The 24,987-nt window shown below is 54.2% G+C and carries 12 protein-coding genes; 7 read left to right on the top strand and 5 right to left on the bottom strand.

All coding sequences use genetic code 11. From position 1 onward, the window contains the following. Window positions 1-912 precede the first annotated feature (912 nt). Both ABD971_RS19970 and hemE read right to left on the bottom strand, forming a co-directional pair. The gene (locus ABD971_RS19970) at window positions 913-1,959 is read right to left on the bottom strand and encodes a molybdopterin-binding domain-containing protein (RefSeq protein ID WP_345324963.1); all 1,047 of its coding nucleotides are present in this window, start codon (window positions 1,957-1,959) and stop codon (window positions 913-915) included. Beyond that, the gene (hemE, locus tag ABD971_RS19965; protein WP_345324961.1) at window positions 1,956-3,890 is read right to left on the bottom strand and encodes a uroporphyrinogen decarboxylase; all 1,935 of its coding nucleotides are present in this window, start codon (window positions 3,888-3,890) and stop codon (window positions 1,956-1,958) included. Before hemE ends, ABD971_RS19970 begins: the two co-directional genes overlap by 4 nt. 219 nt (window positions 3,891-4,109) lie before the next feature. Here hemE and trmB point away from each other — a divergent pair, with 219 nt between their 5' ends. The 7 genes from trmB (at window position 4,110) to ABD971_RS19930 (ending at window position 14,338) form a co-directional block, all read left to right on the top strand. Next, on the top strand, window positions 4,110-4,757 hold the full coding sequence (trmB, locus tag ABD971_RS19960; RefSeq protein ID WP_339942084.1) for a tRNA (guanosine(46)-N7)-methyltransferase TrmB: 648 nt from the start codon (window positions 4,110-4,112) through the stop codon (window positions 4,755-4,757). Between the two features lie 284 nt (window positions 4,758-5,041). After that, window positions 5,042-6,196 carry a hypothetical protein gene (locus ABD971_RS19955; protein ID WP_345324959.1) on the top strand — a complete coding sequence of 385 codons (1,155 nt, stop codon included), beginning with the start codon at window positions 5,042-5,044 and terminating at the stop codon, window positions 6,194-6,196. Between the two features lie 368 nt (window positions 6,197-6,564). Continuing rightward, window positions 6,565-6,717 carry a hypothetical protein gene (locus ABD971_RS19950; RefSeq protein WP_345324957.1) on the top strand — a complete coding sequence of 51 codons (153 nt, stop codon included), beginning with the start codon at window positions 6,565-6,567 and terminating at the stop codon, window positions 6,715-6,717. A 1,132-nt stretch (window positions 6,718-7,849) separates the two neighbouring features. Further along, complete coding sequence (locus ABD971_RS19945; protein WP_339942086.1) at window positions 7,850-9,127, top strand: valine--pyruvate transaminase; 1,278 nt, start codon at window positions 7,850-7,852, stop codon at window positions 9,125-9,127. Window positions 9,128-9,233: 106 nt separating this feature from the next. Next, window positions 9,234-9,716: a hypothetical protein gene (locus ABD971_RS19940; RefSeq protein ID WP_345324954.1), complete on the top strand. Its 483-nt coding sequence runs from the start codon at window positions 9,234-9,236 to the stop codon at window positions 9,714-9,716. Window positions 9,717-9,821: 105 nt separating this feature from the next. After that, window positions 9,822-12,848: a PSD1 and planctomycete cytochrome C domain-containing protein gene (locus ABD971_RS19935; RefSeq protein WP_345324952.1), complete on the top strand. Its 3,027-nt coding sequence runs from the start codon at window positions 9,822-9,824 to the stop codon at window positions 12,846-12,848. 11 nt (window positions 12,849-12,859) lie between these two features. Beyond that, a complete protein-coding gene (locus ABD971_RS19930; RefSeq protein ID WP_345324950.1) occupies window positions 12,860-14,338 on the top strand; it encodes a DUF1501 domain-containing protein in 1,479 nt (492 codons plus the stop codon). Between the two features lie 156 nt (window positions 14,339-14,494). Here ABD971_RS19930 and ABD971_RS19925 read toward each other — a convergent pair whose 3' ends face one another. The 3 genes from ABD971_RS19925 to ABD971_RS19915 form a co-directional block, all read right to left on the bottom strand. Continuing rightward, a complete protein-coding gene (locus tag ABD971_RS19925; RefSeq protein WP_345324948.1) occupies window positions 14,495-15,121 on the bottom strand; it encodes a HupE/UreJ family protein in 627 nt (208 codons plus the stop codon). Between the two features lie 204 nt (window positions 15,122-15,325). Further along, a complete protein-coding gene (locus ABD971_RS19920; RefSeq protein WP_345324946.1) occupies window positions 15,326-15,958 on the bottom strand; it encodes a phosphatase domain-containing putative toxin in 633 nt (210 codons plus the stop codon). A 474-nt stretch (window positions 15,959-16,432) separates the two neighbouring features. Then, complete coding sequence (locus ABD971_RS19915; RefSeq protein ID WP_345324944.1) at window positions 16,433-24,799, bottom strand: tetratricopeptide repeat protein; 8,367 nt, start codon at window positions 24,797-24,799, stop codon at window positions 16,433-16,435. Window positions 24,800-24,987 lie beyond the last annotated feature (188 nt).

The raw sequence follows: 24,987 nt of genomic DNA, 5'->3' as shown, positions 1-24,987 counted from the left end.
CCGTCTAAATACGCTTTTCTGAGTCATTCGCGAACCTTGGGTGGCTGCAACTGCGTCTGTTTGGGGACTTGCTTCAGCAACACTGGTCGCAAAAGATGTTGACGGAAGACGTGAGTTTTTGAACACTGCTTTACCAGTGCTTCGCCAATACTCGAAGTCAAATTTTATCGTCGCCAAATTGCCATTTGATCTTGTCGAAGGCTAAATGCCGTCTACCCTTTAGAGGGGCTTTTGGTGCCGATAAACGCAGAACAATCACTCAGTTTTGGTTTTTCCCAAAACCGTAAATATCTCCTTTGCGGTGTTTTTGCTTGCCTTAAGTGGTATTCAAGGATAAAATCTCGGCATCTAACACGGATTGGACAGGTTCAAAGGATCTTATCATGACCTCTAACAGCAGTCTTCGCTTCACACACCCGTGCCCCCGATGTGGCCGACGTGTCGAAGTTCGAGCATCGCTATTAGGATGCACTGTCGCATGCCAACATTGCCACGCTGAATTCGTCGCGAGTGCGCGGGACGAGAGCCCCCCGCAATCGTTCGATCGCAGCCTGGATCTACTACAACGCGTCGAGAGTGCACTTCGCCGTGCAGAGCAACAGCCATCGGGAAGCGTTCCCCAGCCGAACACCGTTTCTGAAACGGTCTAGTGCTCCGGGATCGGGCTCAAGATGCGGCCGACTTCGCCAGGTCATCCTGTTCGCTAGGCAATGAGGATCGTCCGCGGCGCAATCTAATGCGACCGCCCAAACGCGACCGACCCAATGCGACCGCCCTAGGCGATCGATGTCGGTACCGCAACCAAGTGTTTTTGTAGCGGAACGGTGCGAGCCGCTGGCTAATTTGATCGTTTTTCGTTTTCTACCGACTCGGTGCCATATTCGTTTGTCGAAACCGAGCGAGATGCTGCTCTTAGGCGAGGATCTGTTCTAAACGCTCGATCGGGGTGGCATCCGCGCTGGGGCGAGCGGCGGCTAACGGCAAAGTGACTGTGCCGTCGCCTCGGATAGTTACCCCCTCTCGGTCAATCCCGAGGGTCGCGGCAGGCAAATACAGTTCAGCGAATTGCGGCCCCCGATCGATCCCCCCAATTTGTAGAGTAGCGGCTTTCGCTCCCTCCGACGGACTGCCCAATCGAATGTGAATTTCTGCTTGGGAATCTTGCGTCACCGAATCGATTGGGGCGTTTGTTTGCCACGCCGTCACAGCACGATTGGTTGCGGCAGTATCCCATTGCAAAACAATTGCTCGGCTGGTTTTGTTGAGATACCACAGCATCTTGCTGAGCATTTCTGCGGTCGCCGTGGCTTCGCTTTCCACAAACGCATTGCGTCCCAGGATGATGGCCAAGTAGTTCGCCGATCCGATGGATGCGGCAATCGGTTCGTCGCTATCGTAGCCATTCGCATTGCTGCGGAGTGTTTGAAACAATTCTGCCAAGGGTTCCGCTGCAAGTGATTGGCTGTTGATCCATTGTTTGGTTTCGGCAGCGATTTGTTCTCGCCAGCGTGGTGTTTCGTTTTCGACATCGCCGATCGTCCAAACCACATCGGCATGCATTCGCACGTCCCCCAGAGTGGCGGACAGCGTTCCTTCGCGGCTAATTGCGGCTCGCCATGCTGCGGCAGAAACCGTATCGTCGATTGCGACTCGGATGCGATTTTTGTTTTGCAGTTGATTAAGTCGCCGAGCGGTATCCAGGTCCGTTCCCGCCGTCGCGACGTGGATGATGTCTTTGCCCGCGAACATTGCTTTCGCTTTTTCGCTTGCGAGGGACGTGGCAACCGCAGCGTCTGCAATGCGAGCGGACTGCGAGTCGCCAAGTGCATGAGCGTAAGCCGTGATCGCTTTGCCGCACTGGACCTTTGCCATCCAGTTGCCGCCGGATGGCTGCTCCAATGCAACGTCATCACAATGGAGTGGGCAGAACGGACAAACATACAAGGTGGGCGGCATCACCGTTGGCTCAATTCTTTGACCGTTTCGACGAGTGCAATCACGTTTTCAACGGGCGTTTCTTTTAACACGCCATGACCGAGGTTAAAGATGTGTCCGGGGCGACCGTCAACCGACTGCAGCAATTGGTCCACCGTTTCGCGAATGACATCAGGATCGGCAAGCAAAACCGAAGGGTCCATGTTGCCTTGGACTGCACAATCGTGCCCGATCCGTTGCCAAGCAACATCGAGTGAAATACGCCAATCGACACCGACGACGGTACGTCGATCACCGCGGAGCAAGGGTAGCAGCTCGGGATTTCCGGTCGCAAAATTGATCACGGGAACCGACGGATCGATCCCGGCAATGATTTGTTTCATCCAAGGCAACACAAACTTGCTGTAGTCCATGGGTGACAAGCAACCAGCCCAGCTGTCAAACAACTGCACGCACTGAGCTCCGGCGGCGATTTGATGATTCAAATAAACAGTGATCGATTCGGACAACTTGTTCATCAACTCGGCCCAAGCACCGGCGTCGCTGTGCATCAGTTTTTTGGTGTTCGTATATTGCCGGCTTCCGCCGCCTTCGATCGCGTAACTGGCCAAGGTAAACGGTGACCCGGCGAACCCGATCAAGGGAATCGACTCAGGCAAATCGGCTCGCGTTTGGCGAACTGTTTCGTAGACAAAGTCGAGTTTTTCGGGCTGATCCAGGGCTTTGACGCGGGACAGGTCCTCGCCGCTTCGCACGGGGTTGTGGATGACTGGGCCATCACCGGCGACAAATTCCAGGTCGAATCCCATGGGGACCAACAGCGGCAGCAAGTCCGAGAATATGATTGCGGCATCGACTCCGAGTCGGTCGACTGCGGTGCACATTACTTCGCTGCAGAGCTTTGGATTGGCGCAGAGTTCCAAGAAGGATTGTTTCGCTCGGACTTCGCGGTATTCAGCCATGTAACGTCCTGCTTGCCGCATCAACCAAACCGGGGTGCGCTCCGTTGCCTCCCCCCGACAAGCCTTCATAAACAAACTGTCATCGGACGGGTGAGGAGGCATATTGTCGCTCTGTGGCTTGGATTCTTCGGACCAACGGATAGGTTTCACGCGTCGTTTGGCTTTCGTCAGTTCACTCGATTGACGAGCGGCTTCGGTAACGAGGTGGCCCATTTTGGGATGGGAGGGTTCAAAGTCGACGTGCAAGTCGCACTCACGCAGCATTTCGCTCGTCGTCGGCCCAATCGATGCGATCACGGTAGAATGCAAACCGCGACGCAGATCGTCAACCACGTTTAATTCTTCGGCCATTCGCAGCATGTTGACGACTTGATGGGCACTGGTCACTAGCAGCATGTCACGCTCGCCACTGGCAAGCGCTCGCACGTTCTCTTCCAAGGGGCCGGTGGATTCGGGGAATTCCCAGCCATAGACACGCACGGTTTCAACCGTTGCCCCGCGAGCTTCCAGGCCGGCGACAAGCGAAGCGTTGCTGACACCGTACTCTTGAACCCCGACGACTTGGTTGGCGATGGAAACGTTTGCGTCGATGGTCTGCAATAATTCTCGCCATGTGTTGGGTTCAGGCACGCGGTAGGTCGTGGTCAAGCCGAGTTCTCGCATCGCGGCAGCCGGTTTGGGGCCACGGCAAATTGTCGTGATATCGGACAATGCATCGAGGAATCGTTGTTGATCGACGTGTCGCTCGATCGCTTTAAGCAGAAAACGAAACCCGACTCCGGTCATTAACACGACCACGTTGACTTCGCCGGTCATGACGCGGTAAGCAAAATCGATGGCCGCCCGATTGGGGTCGATCGGCACCTCACGCATCGACGGGCTGACGTGAGCGATGCCTCCATGGCGTGTGATCATTCGAGCCATATCGTCCGCTCGACGACTCTCCAAGGCAGCGATATTGAGTCCGTCAAAATGGGCAGGGGCCTTGTTCATGGAAGTCGATTTGTAACGTGTCGCGAGAAAGGGGGGGATAGAAGCAGTCGGGGCGGATCGAGCTGCTAAAACGAGCGGTCATTGTAGAGAATTTGTGCTCGGTTACGATGTGCGTAGATCCGTTCAAAACTAAGTTTCCTTAGTTTGGTCCAGTTTGGGCTGTTGGGACGTGGATCGGTCCTCCATTTCAACTCCTTTTTTATAGACAGAAGTCCCAGCGTGTCTCGAAGTCCCATTCGCCGTCCTCCAGCCAGTCTCGACCTATCGAAGGTGTTACGACTGGTGGATTCGCTACCCGAGGTCCTATCCAGCGATTCGATGTTTGGCAATACAAAGCCACTCGAGATCGAAGTTGGCTCGGGTAAAGGCCTGTTCATGTCCAACGCGTCGGCGGAGAATCCCCGGCACAACTTTCTAGGCGTCGAAATTAACGCCAAGTGTGCGGAGCATGCGGCGGGGCGTTTGGCGAGAGCCGAAGTCACCAACGCGATCATGATCAGCGGTGATGCCGAACCGCTGTTCAACGAACGGGTGCCTGCAGAGAGTTTGGAGGCGGTGCATGTCTATTTTCCCGATCCGTGGTGGAAAAAGAAGCAGCGGAAACGTCGAGTGCTGAACGAGCGGAGCATCTTAAATTTTTCCAAAGCGTTGCGGCCTGGCGGGCGACTGCATGTATGGACCGACGTGCTGGACTATTTCGAAGAAACGGTAGAGATCATTGCGGAAATCACGCCCGAATTGGGGGTGCCGATTCCAGAGGAAGAGATTGAAGCGCAGCATGACCTCGATTACCGCACTCACTTCGAGCGACGAAGCCGCCGTCATCGCATCCCCGTGTACCGCGTCCGCTACGAAAAACGCGGATAAGAAAGTCCCGCAAAACAAAGTGGCAGCCAATCCCCAATAGGTGTCAGCCACCTCTCCAAGTGCTGCCCGGCATCCAAATTCAACCTCAATAGGTGCCAGTCACCTTTTGGGATTTCTGACACCACTGTTTGCTAGCCTCGCAGTTGCGAAGCCCACTTCCGATCAACTGAAATTTGGTGCCAGCCACCTAACCAGCTGGTGCCAGGCACCCAAATTTGACTTGCAGTGGATTTCGGCTCTAATACCAGTAGTCGAAGCGTCCCTCGAACACGCGGAGGTGTCTGATGCCGCGACCACCACGAGCTGAGCAATTCAGCCCCGACGAAGTCTGTATCGTCAACGTGACACAGCGGTGCGTCCGCCGTGCCTTTCTGGCAGGAATCGATGGGGCCACGGGCAAGGACTATTCTTGCCGCCGCGAGTGGATTCGGCGACGCATGGAATTGCTAGCATCTGTCTTTGCGATTGATATGCTTGCATATGCGATCATGGGCAACCATATGCACTTGATCGTTCGCAATCGGCCGGATGTCTTAGCGGAATGGTCCGATCGCGACGTCGCAATCCGCTGGTTGAAAGTCTACCCAGGCCGTCGGCTCGAAGAGCATCTCGCCGAGCCGACTGAAAATGACATCCATACGCTCGTCCGTGACAAGCAGCGATTGAGCACGATTCGGCAGCGATTGTCGGACATTTCGTGGTTCATGCGGGCGCTTTCAGAGCCGATCGCCCGCCGAGCCAATAAGGTCGACGAGTGCACGGGGCATTTTTGGGAAGGCCGTTTCAAAGCACAGCGAATCGTCGATGAAACAGGGCTGTTGGCTTGCAGCATGTACGTCGACCTAAATCCGGTGCGAGCTGCGATGGCGGATTCCCCCGACCACTCGCCTCATACCTCCGCCTTTGACCGCATCGAAGCAGAGAAAGGCAAACAAATCGATTCAGCGGCATTCGACTTGAAGCCGATTCCGACCGACGAGGCGGCCGAGACGATACGCAACACGCCCGTCAAAAAGCTCCGTCAAGAGCGGCGTGCGAGGCGTAAGAATCCGACCGGACGCAAGGTGCGCCGCGACGGTTGGCTCGCTCCGCTGCCGCTCGACCCCTGTACTCTCTCCAGCGAACCTCAAACGCACAACGATGGTTTTCGCAGCAGCGACCGTGGTTTTCTGAGTTTGTCACTTAACGACTATCTTCGACTCCTCCGCTGGACCGCCAAACACGGTGATGACGCAGCGACAGTACCCGCGGGCATGGCCAAAACACTTGCGGCGCTCGGTATTGATGCATCGATGTGGCAGGACTTGGTGTGGCACTGGAAAGAGTATTTTGGTCATTCGACTTGTGTGGGACGCTCCGAATCGATGCAAGCCGATGCGGAGCGTACGGGGCATCATTGGCACCGCGGCCAATCCAGTGCATCCGCTTTCTTCGTGTAGGGCATCGCATTTCGTAGCGTCCGAGTGATGCGATGGTAGGGTGCATTGTCTGCAGAGAGCCAATGTCTCGGGGAGATGTCTGCTCCGAGCACGTCTGTTGTATCGATTGTTGGCAACTCTCGGCCGCAAATGAATTGGTGCAAGTTCGGATTCGTGCAAAATCTAGTACGCCAAGTTGAAATGGCAGTCGCCAACGGCCGTCCCAATATGGTGCCTGGCACCAAATGGACTGGTAGTCGGTGGCTGGCACCAAATATTGCTGGCACCAAATATTGGGCACCAAAGGTTGAAAGCGTGATGGAAAAAGCCCGCCAGCTCGGATGAGATGGCGGGCCGGTCGTTATCGAAACTTCTGCGACTCGTGTTAGATGACACAAAGTTCACATTCGCATTCGCTGCAATTGCAATCCTCGGCTTCACAGCAATCACATCCGCCTTGGCAAACACCGCAGTCACACGCTACGTCCATGGCAACGCTGTCGATGTTGGGCATCGTGGCGGATGCCGTATCGCTGGCTTGATCGAAGCCGCACGAGGCCTCCGAACAACATGACATCACGTCGGCTGAGCTAGCGGCCTTGCAGTCGCACGCCTCGCAGCTGCAAGCTTCGCATACACATTCGCCTCCGTCACAACACTCGCATCCAGCCTCGCATTGACCGCAGGGACAGCAAGCCGCCGGCTGTTGGTTCCCTGAGCTCTTCGCAGGGCTAAAGGCCGATGCGACGACTGCGGTAAGGGCTACCGATGCGACAATCACGCTTAACATTCGAAACATATTGATTCTCCAAAAACACAAAGCTTATCGTTGAATTAAAAAACACAGATCAGAAAAAACAGGGCTTCACTCGCCACTGTTATTTCCGCCAACGACAAAGCCGTGCGCACTGCTGTTGTGCAGAGAGAAACGCTATCGGGTCGGCAACGTGAGTTGATGACGTTGGGCTCGACCACGGTGTATCCAACGTCAACTCCGCCGCAAGCAATGCTTGGGCCGATTGATCGTCAGGTTGATTGCGAACAATAGAAGTGGGGATGACGTGCCGGGCTGATATGCTTCCGCAGCACGTTATGCACCGACACTGGCTCGGTACGTCACAGCATTGAGTCGTGCCCCCAGGCTGCGAAACTTTCGCCAGCGTCGCATCAAGATTCTCGCAACATCCCAAAGCATCTCCGCCCGCGGCGGTGTGACACCCCGAAACTTGCTTCGATTCTCCATGCACCGCCGCAGCGGATTCGGCCGAACAGCATGTCGCGTCAGCTGAAGAAATCCCCATGCCAGCACAGCAACAATTGGCTGCCGCGATCGCGGGCGACACCACCAACGCGCACACTCCTAGCACTGCAATCCAAGCAGTCGAGCGTCGGTAGTGGAGGCGTTTACGTTGCATCGGTTCAGAGAGAATTATTTTGAGGGGTTGTGGGCTGACGATCCTATTCTAAGTAGCCTCAGACAAATCGTCACCTTGGATTAATGAACGATGCAGGAAATCGTCCGCCAAGTGTTTTTATGATCGTGTACTGTGATGGCGACCGAAACTTTCCGCAAGTTTCGCTACATGAGTTCTTGTGTCAGCGTGGTTTCATGGTTGCCCAAGATTCACCATACTCGTAAACGTTCAACAGCAACGTCTCGCACTGAAAAATACAATGAAATTGCACTGGTCTGAGTTTGGTGAGCAGCTTTGTCGCGGCAGCGGTATCAGCGAATTGATGGATGATTTGGGGCATGCGATCGCCAAGGGCGGCGACAGCATCTGCATGCTCGGTGGCGGCCAACCGGCCCATATCCCCGAGATGGACGCGCTGTGGCGAAAACGATTCGAGGAGATGGGGCGAGAGCCCGGCAAACTTGAACACGCGGTAGGCAACTACGAACCACCCTCGGGGAATCCCGCCTTTCGAAAAGCTCTCGCGGATTTGTTCAAACGACAATTTGGCTGGGATGTCGGTCCGGAAAATATCGGCGTGACTGCGGGTGGACAAACGGCGTTCTTCATGTTGTTCAACTCGTTAGCGGGAAAATTTCGCGACGGTAGTCGCAAAAAGGTCCTGCTGCCGCTCGTCCCCGAATACATCGGCTACGCCAACCAATCGGTCGATGGTGAGATGTTTTGTGCCGTCAAGCCACGACTGGAAATGACCGGCGAACACGAATTCAAATATCGTGTTGATTTTGACGCGTTGGAAATCACTGACGATATTGCAGCAATCTGCGTGTCGCGGCCGACCAACCCTACCGGCAATGTGTTGACCGACGCCGAGATCGAGCGACTCGCCGAACTTGCGGCCACGCATGACATTCCGCTGATCATCGATAACGCCTACGGCGCACCGTTTCCAAACGCGATCTTTACCGAGGCGACTCCGGTCTGGAACAAGAACATCATCCTGACGCTCAGTCTTTCCAAGATCGGATTGCCAGGCACTCGCACCGGGATCGTGGTGGCCAGCCCCGATGTGATCCGTTCGTTGTCATCGATGATGTCCATCGTAGGACTCGCCAACACCAACATTGGCCAGGCGATCGCAACGCCGCTGGTTGAAAGTGGCGAAATCTTGCGATTGAGCAACGAAGTGGTCCAGCCGTTTTACCGTACAAAGTCCGAGCAAGCTCAGGCGTTTGTTCGCGAGTACTTTGATGACCGATTGCCTTATCGAATTCATCGCAGCGAAGGGGCGTTCTTTCTGTGGATGTGGTTCGAAGGGTTGCCGATCAGTTCGCAAGAACTGTACCAGCGTCTGAAGGCCCGTGACGTGTTAGTCGTCCCCGGCAACTACTTCTTTTTTGGATTGGACGATCACGATTGGCGACACCGTAACGAGTGCATTCGAGTGACGTTTACGATGCCGGAGCCAACGGTGAAAAAAGGGTTCCAAATTATCGCCGAAGAGGTGGCCAAGGCATACGCAGAGAAATTACCGTAGCTGAGGCAGCAGAGACTTTCGTTATGGCACGGTGACGGCCGAAACTCTCCGCAAATTTCGCTACCGGTAAATTCGAATCTGGTGCGTGAGGTTAAACAAATCCACGATGATACGATTCACCCTGCTGCTAATTGCATCCTGGGTCGTGATGACGACGACGCACGAAGTCGGGCATCTGATCGGAGGCTGGCTAGGGGGTGGGACGCTGCAACACGCCGAACTACGACCATGGCATTTGCCTCACAGTCACTTCGCCCCTGACCCGCATCCGCTACTCACCTTATGGTCAGGCCCCTTCGTCGGAGCTGTGGTACCGTTGCTGGTCGCGATTGCGATCGGCAAGCCATCCGTTTGGTTCATTGCGAACTTTTGCGTGCTTGCAAACGGAGTCTATTTGGCGGTCGCATGGTTTACAGGAGACCCATTTTTGGACACCCCCCGGTTGCTTGCCGCCGGAGCTTCACCGCTGTCGATTGCGATCTATTGTGCGTTGACTTTGGGGTGGGGATACCCCGCGTTTCGCGGTAATTGTCAGGCTCTATTTCGCAAAAAAACGGTTAAGTTGAGCCAGCGAGATATCTCTGATTGAGTCTGATTGCGTCTGGTGGGCTATGACGTATCCGGGCTAATTTTCGTAGCGTGATGAGCTACAATATCGTGCATGCAATTTCCATCACGAAAATCACGACATCGCATGACAACTGAGCACCAAGCCAACTTGGCGAAAAAGGGTCTGTTGGCCTTTGTATTGCTGCTGATGCAGTACAGTTTGGCGGTCGCCGTCGATTCGGAAACTCGATCGCCGATCCCCGCAACTCCAAGTTTTGCTCGCGACATTCAGCCGATCTTTGCCAAATCCTGTACTGGATGCCACGGCGGCGTCAAGCAAGCCGGCGACATCTCGTTCGTCTACGCCGACTCGATTTTACCGCCTGACGGCTGGGTGGTTGAACCGGGAGATCCAGACGAGTCGGTTTTGTTTCAACGCATCATCTCGGTTGATCCAGACGACCGAATGCCACCGCCGGACGAACACCCTGATGGTTTAAGTGATCGAGAAATCGAGCTGATTCGCCGTTGGATCGAACAGGGTGCCAAGTGGGAAGACCACTGGTCGCGGATGCCACTGGTGGCTCCCTCGATTCCCGAAAGTGATCAATCGATCGCATGGGCGAAAAGGCCACTGGATCATTTTATTTACCGTTCGTTACAACAGCACGACTTGTCGCCCACTCGTGAAGCCGAACCTGAGCAATGGTTGCGTCGCGTTTCGTTCGATTTGATCGGGTTGCCGCCAACGCTCGAAGAACTTCGTGCGTTCGCCAGTGAATTGTCGAAGACGCAAGGTGAAGCGGACCGTGAACTCGTTTACGAACAAGAAGTCGAGCGGTTGTTGGCGTCGCCTCATTTTGGCGAACGTTGGGCTTCGATGTGGATGGACTTGGCTCGCTATGCCGACTCGAAAGGATTTGAGAAAGACCCGCATCGTGAAATGTGGCCGTACCGCAATTGGTTGATTGAAGCGTTCAACCAAGACATGCCGTACGACGAATTCACGATCAAACAACTCGCCGGCGATCTGCTGCCCCAACCGTCCTTTGGCGATCTGGTTGCCACCGCGTTTCACCGCAATACACAAACCAATACCGAAGGGGGCACCGATGACGAAGAGTTCCGCATTGCCGCAGTGATCGATCGTCTCAGCACCACTTGGACCACATGGCAAGCAACCACCTTTGGATGCGTCCAGTGCCATGCTCACCCCTACGAACCTTACCAGCACGACGAGTTCTATGCCGGGTTGTCGCTATTCAACAATAGTGAAGATGCGGACTTGGATCACGAAAAGCCAGCGATCCCTTATCTCAGTGACAATCAATCGCGTATCGATTTCATTCGGTTTCAGCAGCAGCTGAACGATGCAGAGAAAACGCTCGATGCAATCGGGCACATGGCGGCCGGTCAATCCGAGTGGGAATTGCTGCCGATCAACGAACTCGAATCGACTACGGGCACGATCGGAAAGGTCGGCGATGAAGTTCGCGTGATCGGCGGGACAGTTGCGGTGGGCAGCACTTACAAATTATCGAGCGATGTTTCGGCGATCACGGCACTGCGTTTCACGATCCGCCCGGAATCCGATGATCCCGCCAAATGGCCCGAACAAGGCAGCGTGCTTTCCCATTTGGAAGTGACGGTCATAGGGAAAGACGGCAAATCCACGCCGGTGAAACTCGATGCGGTCATTCCTGACTATCGTGCGGGATCGAACCCAGTCGAGAAAATGTTGCAAAAAGGATCGGAAGGATTTGGAGGCTACCCGAAAATTTTCCAACCCCGCTGGGTTGTCGTGACTCTCGCCGATCCTTTGCAGCTTGGCGAATCGGAAACGCTCGAGTTAAAGTTGCATCAAAGTGCATCGGTCACGGGCGGACTCTCTAACCACTTGCGTCGATTCAAGGTCGAGTATTCGGCAGCCACATCGCTTAGCGAACTTGGCAAGGATGAGGCATACGCGAAGCAGCGTGAAACCGTGAATTCGCTTCGTCGTGAAATCGGTAAGTTCAAAGGGCCGTCGCTGCCGATCATGCAAGATCGCATTCCCGACGCGGCACGCGAAACTCGCTTGTTCTTGCGAGGCAACTGGCTTGACCGCGGCGACGTGGTCGAGCCCGGGATTCCCGAGGTTTTTCAAATCGCAGCCAATGAGAAACGGATTCATGTGACCAATCGACTCGAGTTCGCTCAGTGGTTGGTTTCTGGCGATAACCCGATGGCGTCGCGTGTTTGGGTGAATCGGATTTGGAACGAGTTGTTCGGGATCGGCATCGTGGAAACGCTCGAAGATTTTGGCGTCAGTGGCGAACCGCCGTCGAATCTCGATTTGTTAAATTTCCTCGCCTCACAAATGCAAAGCGAGCTGGGGTGGAGCTTGAAATCGTTACTGCGGGAATTGGTGCTTTCATCAACCTATCGGCAAGACAACCGAGTCGACGCAGAACGCAAACAGAAAGATCCACGCAACCGTTTACTTGCTCGAGGCCCACGTACTCGCTTGACCGCCGAAATGGTGCGGGACCAAGCACTCGTCGCATCCGGTAAATTGACCACGAAAGTCGGCGGCCCGAGCGTGATGCCACCGCAACCGGATGGGGTTTGGCAGCAAGTTTATTCAGGGGCTGCGTGGAAGGCTGCCGAGGGAGAAGATCGCTTCCGGCGTGGAGTCTACACGTATTGGAAACGGACAAGTCCCTATCCCGGGTTTGTCATGTTTGATACGCCGAACCGTGACATTTGTAGTCCACGGCGAATCGCGACCAATACACCGCTGCAGGCTTTGGTGACCCTAAATAGCGAAGTCTATACCGAGTTGGCCCAGTTTATCGCCGACCGTGCTAAAGCAGATACAAGTGCGAAACCGTCAGCGACACCACGCGATCTCATTCGCGAGATTTATGTGCGGGTGATTAGCCGCGAACCGAGCAAAGAAGATCTTGCGGATTTGATGATGTTGTACGATTCGTTGATGACGCAACGGGCAACAGTGGAAGAAGCATCCGTGGGTGAACCAGCAACCGTTAAAACGGTAACGAACGAAACATCAGCAAGTGAAACGAAGGCGGAAAATTCAACGGTGGCGAAAAGCATGCCAACCAAGTTGGACCCGCTAGGCGTCGTCGCATTGGCGATTTTGAATTCCGATTTGGCGATTACAAAATGAGTCATGGAACCATGAATTTACAGCAAGAACTTGAGTTGCAGCGATTGCACGCTAGCACGCGTCGTCACTTTTTGAGCGGCTGCGGACTTGGTTTGGCTTCGGCCTGGATGGGCGCCCAGTCCGCTGGAGCAGGTGACGCGTCGCATACAAATGGCAATGTGGGCAAGCCGAGTCAGCAGGGTGGATTGCATTTTCGTCCACGGGCAAAACGGGTTATCTATTTGCACATGGCCGGCTCGCCCAGCCAGCTGGATTTGTTTGACTACAAGCCGGAATTGGCAAAGTTTGACGGCATGGATACTCCGGCCACTTTCCTAGAAGGCAAGCGGTTTGCGTTTATCCAAGGCGTTCCCAAAATGCTCGGGCCTCAGTTCCCTTTTGAACAAGTCGGTGAGGCGGGCAACTGGGTGTCCGACCGATTCCCCGAATTCAAAACGGTCTCCGACCAAGTTTGCTTCATCAAGTCGATGCACACGACTCAGTTTAATCACGCGCCTGCACAGCTGTTGATGCTGACTGGCAATCAAACGCTCGGCGCGGGGTCCGTCGGTGCCTGGGCCACCTATGGTCTGGGCAGCGAAAATGAAAACTTGCCCGGTTTCATCGTGCTTGTTTCTGGCGGCCGGATGCCGTCGGCAGGCAAGAGTGTTTGGGGATCCGGCTATCTGCCCTCGGTTTACCAAGGGGTGCAGTGTCGTTCGCAAGGCGATCCGGTGCTGTTCTTGTCCAACAACGATGGGTCATCTCGTCAAGAGCGACGAACGACTCTCGACGCGATTGAGAAACTGAATCGACGTGCGTACGAAGAGTATGGCGATGCCGAAACGCTGACCCGCATCTCACAATACGAGATGGCTTTTCGGATGCAGACGTCTGCAACCGATGCATTTGACTTGAGCCAAGAAGACAAAAGCGTGCACGAAGCATATGGAGTCGAACCGGGCAAGGAAGCGTTTGCCAACAATTGTTTGCTGGCCCGCCGATTAGCCGAGCGCGGTGTTCGTTTCATCCAATTGTTTCACTGGGGTTGGGATTCGCACGGGGCGGCTGAGAGCGAAGCGATCAATAAAGGGTTTTCGGACCGTTGCCGCGAGACGGACAAACCGATCGCCGCGTTATTGAAAGATCTGCAGCAGCGTGGTTTGCTCGAAGATACGCTTGTCGTTTGGGGCGGCGAGTTTGGCCGCACGCCGATGCGGGAAAATCGCAACGGCAAAGAAATGAAACTTGTCGGTCGCGATCACAACCCCGGCGCGTTTACGATCTGGATGGCGGGCGGAGGGGTAAAGAGCGGTTTTACGCTCGGCGAGACTGACGAGATCGGATACGAAGCGGTCGTCGACAAAGTGTCGCCGCACGATCTGCACGCGACGCTGCTGCATTTGATGGGCGTCGACCATCTGCGTTTGACGTACCCGACGCAGGGGGCCAATCAGCGACTGTCGAATCTGACCAAGCCATCACGCGTGGTCGAAGAGATCATCGCGTAAACGAATGTGGGATTGGCTTCCAGCCTGTCATCGGTGGGTTTTAAGGTAGAGAAAGTCGTCAAGACTTTCGTCGTATATGCCGACCGATCCGAAACTCTTGGCGAGTTTCGCTACGCGAGAATTCGATAGGACTGGGCTGCTTTACAGGCTTGAAGCCTATCCTACGTGGACCAGCATCATTGCGATCGCTGCGACGGTTAGCGATCCGCCGACAATGCGGCAAGCCTTGGTGAACGTCTCGGTTGAACCGAGTCGTTGTGCTGATCGCGCTGCCACCATCGCGATCACGATCATGCCAAGCGACGTTGCCATCAACCCAATCGAGTAAGACGCGACAGTGTCCGTGCCCGCCATTTCGATGACGTGAGCGTAGCCGTGAAACAAGCCAAATCCACAGATCACGCTCAGTAAAAACGTCGGTGCGGTACGTCGTGACGCCAAAGTCAGTCCGCCGACCAATACCGATCCAATAATCATCGCTTCGGCCATCGGCACGTTCCAGCCGAGCGAGGCTGCGGACGCCCCGATTGCTCCCATCGCCAAAAATGCGGCCGGAACGGCCCACATCGCGCGTCCCCCGATGCGAACTGCGATCAGAGCGACAGCGATCAGCGTCAACAAATGGTCGACTCCGGTCAACGGATGCGTCAAGCCATGTGTAAATCCACCCATCGTGTGTTCAGAAATGCCATGATCGGCGGGACCGTGACCGGGATGAGCCAACGCGATGCTGGGGAAACTGATCACAAAAACAGCGGCGGCGAGCGTCATCCATCGATTCATATGTCTAATTCCTTGAGTGGGGTGAATATCTGTTGGGCGTTCCAGTGGACAGGTCTGCCAGCGAACAGGTCTGCCAGCGAACGGATTGCCTGCGCAAGGGCTCGGTCAACGCTCAGTGTACGCCAAACGATGGGGCCGCGTACATTGGGTTTCCAGCGTTCCCATTTGAAATATTTACGCTGCCCGTCTACGAAGATCGCACCCCTACTGAGACGCTTTTTTCAGCGAATCGCTCGACTGGGCGTTTTGTTTTGTCTGGATGTATTCAAGCACTTTGGCTTCTAAGACGGGGGCTCGCATTCCCACTTGTCGAGCTTCTTTGCGTGCTTCATCCACGCTTAGTTTGCCATCGATAATCCGGTGCGCCATCCATACCGCTCCCACTCGGCTGGCCGCTGCACAATGCACCAACACTTTCTCGTCGTCCTTCGCCGAGCGAATGATTTCCAAACTTTTGTCGAACATCTCTGGGCTGAGATCGTCGGGGCCTTGAACGGGCAGCTGGAAAAAACGCAGCCCCGCCGACTCGGCAACTTGTTTTTCGTCCCATTCCAATTCGACCGGTTCGCGGAGCGTCAGTACGGTGGTGATTCCTCGCTGCTTGAATTCCGAGAACAGTTCTTGATCGGGTTGCCCCGCAAGAATCACGTTACCGAACCGCAACACGTTGCGGGTATCGCCCAGTTCGTGCGTTTCGAGTTTATGAGTCGTCGTTGCCGAGTCACGGTCAGAAGTCAAAATAGCGTCTTCGGCAATCAATTGTGAATATTGAAATGAATCGGAAACGGGAATCGTTGCGGTAAAGATCGCAAACAAAATGAGCAAACGAGTTGGCATCGCAGAATTCATGTCAGAAAGGAGGTGAGGGGCAAAGCACGTAATCGTCATTCTAGCGTAACGATTCTAACGTAACGCAGAGAAATAGCACGAGCGACATTTGACGAGCCGTTGTCTCCAAGCGGTGCATCCGGCTTGGGGAAATTCTAACCCAAATCGTAAGTTTTGAAGTTGCGTTATTTTGAAGTGCCGGAGGGCGTGCGATTTATAGGTTGCGTGATTTGCAGTCTTAAGCCGGAGGCCGACACATCCCATGCCGGTGGCGTAAGCCTGGACCGCTAAAACTTTGGGCTTGTTGTGATTTTTGGTTGCGATGGTTTTCTGCTACCTCTCCCCTGACTTCGTCGGTGGAGAGGTAACTGCAGTATCGGCCGGAAGAAAAACTCACCCCCATTATCCGACGTAAATACCAACGTTTTAGTGGACCAGGCTCGCGCCGCTCCGCTACCAAAATGGCCATTAAACGTTCAGCTTTTACTTATAAGCTTCTTTAGTCGTAATGCCGCGCCGCTCGTTATTGAGCAGCCCCTCGAAATTCAACTGTTGTTCTTCCTGGTAAATCGAATTCTGCCGAAACAGGTTGTCTCGCAGCCCCGCTTTGCCTTTGCTCTGCGGCTTCTGTCCAGCCATGGCGTTTGGGGCGGCCTCGGCCGACGCATTACCCGAGCTTGGAGATGTGTTCGCTGCGGCGACCGATGATTGCAGATCGACCTTGCCTCGATAAAACGCGTATTGATTGTTTTGATGAGCCGCAATCACGGTGCTGGTTCCCTTGATGTCGTCGGCGATCATCAAGCCACGCAGGTCGGTATCATCCGATACAAATTGATCGTTTACCGATCCGATGACCTTTACATGAACCTTGTTAAGGAATTGGTCACTCGTTGTGTCTTTGACACTGACTCGGACGCGTCCCGATGTGGCGTCTTCTTGCACGACAAGTTCCAGCGGGCTCACCAACACCAATCCTGACGCATACAGGTTTTCGCCTCGACATACAATTAAATAGGCTCCTTCATCACTGAGCGGCAACTCGAGCGTCTTTTCACGATCACGAAAATCACGTCCATCCCCCAATTCGACCGTGGCCTCGTGATACGGTTTGATTCCGGCCAAGTTGATTGCAGTAATGCGGTCCAAGTTTCGTTGTAGCAATCCAAACTTCATCAGATCGATTCGGTAAACCTTCACGACCGCTTCGGAGATATTTCGAAAGCGCAGCTCGACGGTTTTAGGATCGTCGGGCTTGATCGTGGTGACTTCATCGAGCTCGACCGCCTTGCGATTAAAAAAGCGGATCGCTTCGGCAGCGTCAGTGAACCGCTCTTTGACTTTGGTGTATTCCGCAATCGCATCGGCAGCATCGCCCAAACTGTGATAGACCTGGCCCATGATATAGGTCGCTTCCCAGCGATTGTCGGCAACTCGAGTGCCGCCGGTATCGGGATTGGGGAACGTCGCCTCAGCTACTTTGCGACACATCTGAAGCGCTGCTTCGGGATGTTCGAGTTCAAAATGACAGTACCCGATCATGTACCAAAACGAATCGAGCAACCGACTCTGCGAATAACGCTGAGCGTATTTATCACAGCGATCGATCGCGAACTCGAACTGTTCTAGATCGATCAGGGCCGTTGCCAATGCGAAACTGGCTTGATCGTCTGCGGGATCCTTGGGCCAGGTCGTGACAAAGTTATCAAGCATCTTGATTGCCGCATGAATCAAGTGCACTCGCGTTATCTCAGCCGATTTCAGCTTGGCATCTTCGCTCGCTTTGGCGGCGCGTCGATACGTTTCCTGAGCCAACGCATACGTCGCCGTGGCAACATAGGCTTCGGCCGGATAGTCATGCAGTAACCGCTCCATCACTTGCACGCTACGCACGAATTCGCCTCGTTCGTTTAAGAACCCGGCGACTTGCGATTCACGTTCAAAGCTGGCTTGAACCGTCGCTCGATACACCAAGTAGCTGCGTTCATATTCGCCGAGCTCGCGATACGACTTGGCCACTTTCAAAATATCCTCGAACGAAATTTCAACGTCCGGGAATTTCTCTTTTAGCACTTCAAAGTATTTGACGGTGTCACTGTGACTTTTTCGTTTCAGTGACGAAGCAAACAACCACTGCGTCGCGTTCTTGAATTTTTCCGCATCGAGTTGCCAATTTTCGACCAGCTCGGTCAAATAGCGATGCGCCGCGTCGAAGTCGGCGTTCTCAAACGCGTGTTTGCCGAAATAATACTGCTCGTCGGGGGTCAATCGGTACTCATCTACGGACGCCTCGCCGACATCGAGCACTTCGAGAGCTTTGACTTCCGAGATGGAAAACAGCGAAGGTTCGTAAAAGCTACGCAGAATCGACTGGGCAGCACGAAAGTTCCCTGGGATACTGCCCACCAACGTGTATTTGATATCCGAAGGATAATTTCGATCTCCGATGTAGAACGTGATGTGGCCCGGTTCAATTTCAAACCGTTCAAATTGTCCTGACACAGAACCGTCCAGTACCGAACATCCCGCTGGAATCGGTTCGGTCAGCACGAGATAGTCGTACTTTTCGCCGGTACGGTTGGTAACGTGGTGTCGACGTGGATTGAGTGTGACGACACCTCGCTGGCCCACCGGCAATTGAGTCAACGCGTTAGTGAACGAGCGGTAGCTGCCGTTGACAACGCCAAACCCGCGTGGCACGTCGCGGCCGTCGAGTTGTTTCGGAGCGGGTTCGTAGATTCGACTGACGGTCCACTGTTTTGTCGAACTCTTGATTTTGTCTGCGGAAACGAAGCCCGTCAAAACGGCAGAGTAGCTGAAGGTGGCACGTCCTACCAAATTGAATTCGATCCGATTGGGCTTTTCGCGGCTCAGCAAACTTTCATCGATCACGATGCGACGCGTGGCGTCTTTACGAGGATCAATCGCCAGCATTTCGAGTTCGTGATCGTTGACAGTAAGCGTCAGTTCAAACGGCTCGGAAGCATTGTCCGCCGCAGCGTTCCATTTCGCCAAAGCGGTAATCGCAGGTCCGTTTACTTTTTCGATTGGCCAACGCGATCCAACGCGTGCTGACAATAACGACTCCGTCATTTTCGCCGCATCCGGATTTTGAGGATCCATTTCTTGCAGTGCCAACAAATAGATCGCCTGCAACTCCGTCACATTCCGCATCCATGGCAACACCGTGTCGCGATCCTCAGCGCTGAGCTGCGAATCGCCGCCGGGAATTTTGATGAGCGGCAAAATCTCGAGCCCCATCTCTTTGTGATTCATTTCGGCGAGCGTCAGTGCTAAATGGATCAACCCTGAGAGACTCAATCGATTGCGTTCGCGATACAGTCGATTGGCGAGCGAGAAATCGCCGCATTTCGAGACTGCCATCGCATGCAATAGAACGGTTTGTCGCTCGAGGTCACTCGAATCCGTCTCGGTAAACGCCGTCTGTAAATAGGCTTTTCCCTTTTCAATCGTCGCTTGTGGAACAGGGAAACCAATGCTGCGAGCGACATGAAGGGCCCACATCACACGTGATGACAAATAGGGATCCGCAGCTTTGGCCTCAGGATTCCCCGACCATGACCATCCGCCTTGGTCGCGTGCCGCCGAGACGAGTTGCGTCACCGCCGAGGCAACTCGCCCCGACAACGCTTGACCTTCGGGCGTGTTCGAATCTCTTGATTGGCCAATCATCTTCAGTAAGGCCGTGCCACCCATTGCATCGGATATGGCACGCTCGATTGGACTCGCCGAGGGCAAGCCGCAGTTGAACAGCGGATTCGGACTGCTTCCGAGGACACTTTCTAACAACGATCGATTGACACTCGGACCGATCAGGATTTCCAACGAGGAACTTTCGGTGGGCTGATCCTTGTCCAGTCCAATGAGCGCCACAGTGTTTTGCGACGAAGTACCGCTAGCGGTTTGGAAAACCGGGAATCCGAATGGCCGAACCGCGACGACTTCGCTTGTGACATCATCGGGTTCACCGTCCGAGGTGACTGTTAACTCAAACGTCACACTTGACGCGGATTCAATTTCGATCGGGATTGCCAATTTCTGAATCCCCTCGCCATCGATTTCGATCGTCTTCGTTTGGGAGACCGATTTGGAATCGGTAGTGGACGGGTCGCCGAAGGTCGTTTTCAGCGAAACGGATACCGATCGTTTGTCGCCGGGGCCATGATGGATTTCGATGGGCAGTTTCGTCTTGTCGCCCGCGGTAAAGGCAAGCGGCGTTTTAAGGATACCGAACAGGTCGCGTTTGGTGATTACATCCTCGCTAGCTTCGCCGGCGAGTGTTTCTGTGTTGATGCCTTTAGCGGTAAGACGCCATGCCGTGGATTTTGCAGGCATCGTGATGGTGATGGTCGCGTGCCCTTGGTCATCGGTGTCCACTGTTGGATCCCAGAACGCCGTTTCAGCGTGTGCCATCGTGGGCAACCACTGGAACCCGAGTTCACGAATTTTCCGTTCTATATCGGCTCGTCCTTTCAGCACGATCAATGCCCCATCAGCGGTCACTCCATTGACCATCGAGTTTGAGTTGAGGTTTTGGGTCACGGAGCTGTCAAAGTATTCTGTTTGCGGAACAACACGCCATACCGGCGATTGATCAAAGAACAATTGTGCATTTTGCTCCATCGGTACGTTGGCAGCCTGGGGAATGTTCGCTTGAACGGCATACCCCGCTGTTGATTCACTGGAACCTCTGACGGACAAACGACGACGAGAAAGAGAATCCCAGACTTGCGAAGACGGCATTTGTCCGAGCTCGGATTGTTGCACATCCTCACCGAACGGATCATCCGTCCCTCCGAACGGTTCAATAAATTGACTCAGTCCATCCATCTCATTGTCAACATCGAAGTCGACGCCCACGTCACTATTTAGCTCGCCCCCATTCATCATCCAATCCGTGGCAACGGCGAAGTCGCCAACAATGGGAACCGCTGCATTAAGCCTCCGATCGTGCATTGCAGTCGGCGGCAGCATCCGTCCGCTTAAATCGGCGAGTGCGCGAGTCTCACGCTCTAATATTTCCACACGTTCCGCTTCCGCCAACGATGATTCGCTGACATTTTGTGTGGCCGGGCGATAAGTGAACGTACAACTTGTGCTCTTCCGGATCGCGGTGCGGCGGATTCCCTCGGAAAAGAATGCTTCGATCGCATCCTGGACGTTGCTAAATGTGTTGAGTAGGTTCGTTTGCACCAAGCCCAGAGACAACTCGGACTTGACCGGATTGCCTTGCGGATCGGTCACCGTGATTTCGACGGTCAAGTCGTCACCCGGTTTTAATTGTTGTGAATGCGGTTTCAGCGAGATCTGCAGCGTTTGCGATACACGAAACTCACTTTGCGCCGAGTGAAACTGATTCTTGGTCATCACCGCTACCGACAAAAAGACGTTGGGCGCGAACGATGATTTCATCGGCAGCTCGATTTTGTTATCGCCCGAGGCAAGCGTGACAAGTTGATAATCGAGAATCGACGCACCTTCGAATGTCAGCAGAGCCAGCGCCGGTGCCTCACGCCAATGCAGATTCACGGCCGCTTTATCACCTACCTGGTAGCGATGACGATCCGCTAGGATTCTAAGTCGCGTGGTGTCCTTGTCGCCGGAGATGCGGATTCGATTCTCGCCACTGATCCTATTTTGAAATTGGTCAGTCCCCGTGGCACGAATCACGTAGATGCCTGGTTCATCAAGGTTCAGCGTTAACCGGGCCTCGCCATCGTCATCGTCGCTGGAAAGATCATGGCGCTCGACGAGCTTCTCGCCCGGGCGGCCATCGGTGACGGTTTGCATGAAAACTTCGACACTTAGAGGTGTCTCAATCGGTTTCCCGGCAGGGTCAGAGACTTTGAAAAGCGTTTCAAATGATTCGCCATTCAGGAACACATCTCTTGTTGTTGAGGCTGCGATTTCAAATCCACGCGTCGACAGAAACACCGTGTGTGTCGTGGTCAGATTCCGCTGGGGATTTTCAACCGTCAAACGAAGGGGTTGCGATTCGTCAAACGAGGCCGTGTCGAATTCGATCGATAGTTTGCCCTCTTTATCGGTTTCGCCTTCGGAAACTGCTGCGTCGTTGCCGAGTCGATAGCGAATCGATTCGTTTGCCAGCGGTGTGCCGTAGTAATACTTCAACTGCACCGTGGCTCGAATGGTTTCGCCACGATGATAGACTTGTTTTTCCGGTTCGACCGAAAGCTGGACTGGCTCGAGTTTGTACTCGCTGACTTTAAACGTTGCCTCGAACGACAAGGTTCCGACGCGATCCGATTCACCCGAAGTGATGCGGTGCAAATGAACGCGATAGTCGCCGGGTGTCGCGGTGCTCGGGAGCAGAATATTGCCGCTAACCGTGCCAAAGTCGCCAAGTGAAACATCACTTGATTGCAATTGACGTCCTCGCGAGTCGTAGACGTCGAGCTTAAACTTCTCGCCCGCTTTAAAGGTGTGGCGATCTTGATCGACCCAGCGGACGACACCCTTGATATTGACAAGCTGTCCGCTGCGATACGCAGGGCGGTCGGTATACAAGTATCCTCGCGGCGTCAGCCCCACGGCGAAATCGAGCCCGTTCAAATTGGTGACCGTCGAAGCCATGTGGCCTTCCTGGACCGCGAACACGCGCAAGTCCTTAATCGACCGAAGTTCGCTCAACTGCGTTTGCAAAATGCCGTCGTCGCCGGTGATTTCTTCGGCGAACACCTTGTCCCCGTCGCTCATCAGCACACTGACCCCGGCGGCCGGTTTGCCTAATCGCATGTTTTCGGCGAACAGGAACAATTCATTGCGAGATGATTTTACGAGGATGTCGATGTCGCTAACGACCACCATCGTGGTTGCTTCGAGTTTGTCGCTCGATACCGTAACGGCGGTAACCGAAGGGCCATCTACGGGGATTTCGATATCCCCTTCGACCTGTTTGTACTGTTCGTTGTTCTCGATCTTGTGAACAAATTGCGAGTCGGGATCGATCAACGCGATATCGAGTGTTTCGATCCCGCTGGCCAAATGCATCTTGCGGAAATAGTCGATCATGTCGACGCGATAGGTTTTAACCGTCACGTTTTCCAAGTTGCGTGTGGTTAGCTTGATTCGAGGTTGTTCATCGCTGCGGAATTTTCGTTCTGTGACAATTTGCAGCGTGGGCGAAGTCAAGCGGCGGATGCGTTGTGCCGCGCGAACGTTATTGCTGACTTGTTTGTAGGCTTCGAGTGCTTCCTTCGGTTTCCCGAGGCGTTCCTCCAAAGTGATGCCGATTAACAACGAAGCAATAGACGCTTCGCGGGCATCGGGGTATTTGTTGACCACGCGTCGCCAATCGGAGATCGCGTCTTGGAAAAGCTGCTTGGTCTGTTTGTCTAAATCAACGGACTGAGCCGACTTGCCATCTTCGATCACCTTGGCAACACGTTGGTTGTGCAATTCCGATGCCTCGGATGACTTCATTTTACCAAGCGTCAACAAGATCTTCGCAGCGCGTGCATCGAGCGGATGATTGTTCAGAAAAGTGGTCCACAAATCACGAGCCTCTCCGAACTTCTTTTGCCTCTTCGCGTATGCAGCCTTGGCGAATTCGGTATCGACGATCCGTTTTTGAACTTCAGGCCAATGAGGGTCTGCTGGGTGGTTCTCCAGGAAAGCTCGCCAGGCGGCAATTGCTTCATTAAACTTCTCTTGCGCCAAGAACTGTTGCCCGAGCATTTGACGCGCAACAGCGACTTCGGGGGTTTCGGCGTAGGCAGTCGTGTCAATCAAGGATTCCAGACGCTCCGCCGCTTGAGTGTGGCGACGATGGTGCGCAAAGCCTTGTGCGATCTGAAGCTCGGCTTTCGAGGCAAGCTCGTGTTCGGGATGGTGACTTAGAAACCGCTCCGCCGCAGTGGTCGCCAGTTCTAAATCGCGAATCGATGCGGGGGTGGGAAGACCGTAAGTGTGTGCGATCTCGTACTCCGCGCGAGCCAAGTATTCATCAATCGCCACGGTATCTTCACCCGCGTCGACTGCTTTCCAAGAACTCAAGAAATCTTGCCACGTTTTGCGCGCCTCTGCGTTTTTGCCGAGTTTCAGCTCGACATCTCCTAGCCGAAACGTCGCTTCGGCAAGGGTGGCGGGCGGCGCCGCCGCGTCCGATTCGGGATCGGCACGCTTGTACTTTTTCAAAAAATCTTGGTAGGCTAAACGCGCCGCTCCATAAGACTGCAATTCTTCTTGGCAACGGGCGATACGGAATTCAATCGTTTGTCGCAGCGAGGCCGACGGGCCAAGTTTCACCGCTTCGATGTAATAGGTGAGTGCTTGTTTGTAATCTGGCTTTTTCAGCTGCGATGGATCCTCCGAAGCAATACCCTCGAAGTAACGATCGGCATATTCAAGGTACAGTTTTGCGAGTTCGTCTTTGCGATCACGCGAGAGCAAACGCTCCGCTTCGGCGGCGTAGATCGCACCGGCGTCTTTGTACTGGTGACGCAGCACCATCACATGAGCGCGGCCAAAGCGAGCCCGTGGTACCCAAGCGCTGTCGGGATATTGCTTTTCGAGCGTTTCGTACGCAGCGAGGGCGTCATCGTGGACGCCCGATTCCGCCAAAGCGTTTGCCTTTAAATAGAGCAGATAATCACGTGAAGCGACTGCTTTATCATCGAGCGATTTTTCAATCAATTTGACTGCGGTGTCGAATTTACGAGACTGCATCGCATCGTGAATTGCACGATCCAGATCCGGCAACGTTGTGATTTGCGAGGCGTCAGCCGGCGGTTCCGCCGCCAACGTGGCAACGTGTCCCAGCAGGGCAACGGACGTCGCGATTAGAAAGCAGCAACGAAGAGAACCCATCAGATGATCTCGCCAGCGAGAGTATTTTCGAACCAAAAACGAAGCTGAACGCCTAAGTCTTAGTGGGCGTTCCCGTACCGATTTTACACCGCGGCGTCTGTCGAGATGAGGAAGCGAATGTCAGAAATATGTAAAACAAAATTCAGGTGTTCTATGACATTGGCGTAAACCCAAAGGCTGCTCATGTT

This window comes from Novipirellula rosea (assembly GCF_039541335.1).
Lineage (GTDB): Bacteria > Planctomycetota > Planctomycetia > Pirellulales > Pirellulaceae > Novipirellula > Novipirellula rosea.
The sequence above is the reverse complement of the archived record's forward strand: the minus strand, read 5'-3'. Positions and strand labels throughout refer to the sequence as shown.

Excerpts from the sequence above, each read along its gene's own strand:
- ABD971_RS19955 (WP_345324959.1), top strand. The coding sequence starts at position 5,042 with ATGCCGCGACCACCACGAGCTGAGCAATTCAGCCCCGACGAAGTCTGT.
- ABD971_RS19915 (WP_345324944.1), bottom strand. The coding sequence starts at position 24,799 with ATGGGTTCTCTTCGTTGCTGCTTTCTAATCGCGACGTCCGTTGCCCTG.
- ABD971_RS19945 (WP_339942086.1), top strand. The coding sequence starts at position 7,850 with ATGAAATTGCACTGGTCTGAGTTTGGTGAGCAGCTTTGTCGCGGCAGC.
- ABD971_RS19940 (WP_345324954.1), top strand. The coding sequence starts at position 9,234 with ATGATACGATTCACCCTGCTGCTAATTGCATCCTGGGTCGTGATGACG.
- ABD971_RS19920 (WP_345324946.1), bottom strand. The coding sequence starts at position 15,958 with ATGCCAACTCGTTTGCTCATTTTGTTTGCGATCTTTACCGCAACGATT.
- ABD971_RS19930 (WP_345324950.1), top strand. The coding sequence starts at position 12,860 with ATGAATTTACAGCAAGAACTTGAGTTGCAGCGATTGCACGCTAGCACG.
- ABD971_RS19950 (WP_345324957.1), top strand. The coding sequence starts at position 6,565 with ATGACACAAAGTTCACATTCGCATTCGCTGCAATTGCAATCCTCGGCT.
- ABD971_RS19925 (WP_345324948.1), bottom strand. The coding sequence starts at position 15,121 with ATGAATCGATGGATGACGCTCGCCGCCGCTGTTTTTGTGATCAGTTTC.
- ABD971_RS19935 (WP_345324952.1), top strand. The coding sequence starts at position 9,822 with ATGACAACTGAGCACCAAGCCAACTTGGCGAAAAAGGGTCTGTTGGCC.
- hemE (WP_345324961.1), bottom strand. The coding sequence starts at position 3,890 with ATGAACAAGGCCCCTGCCCATTTTGACGGACTCAATATCGCTGCCTTG.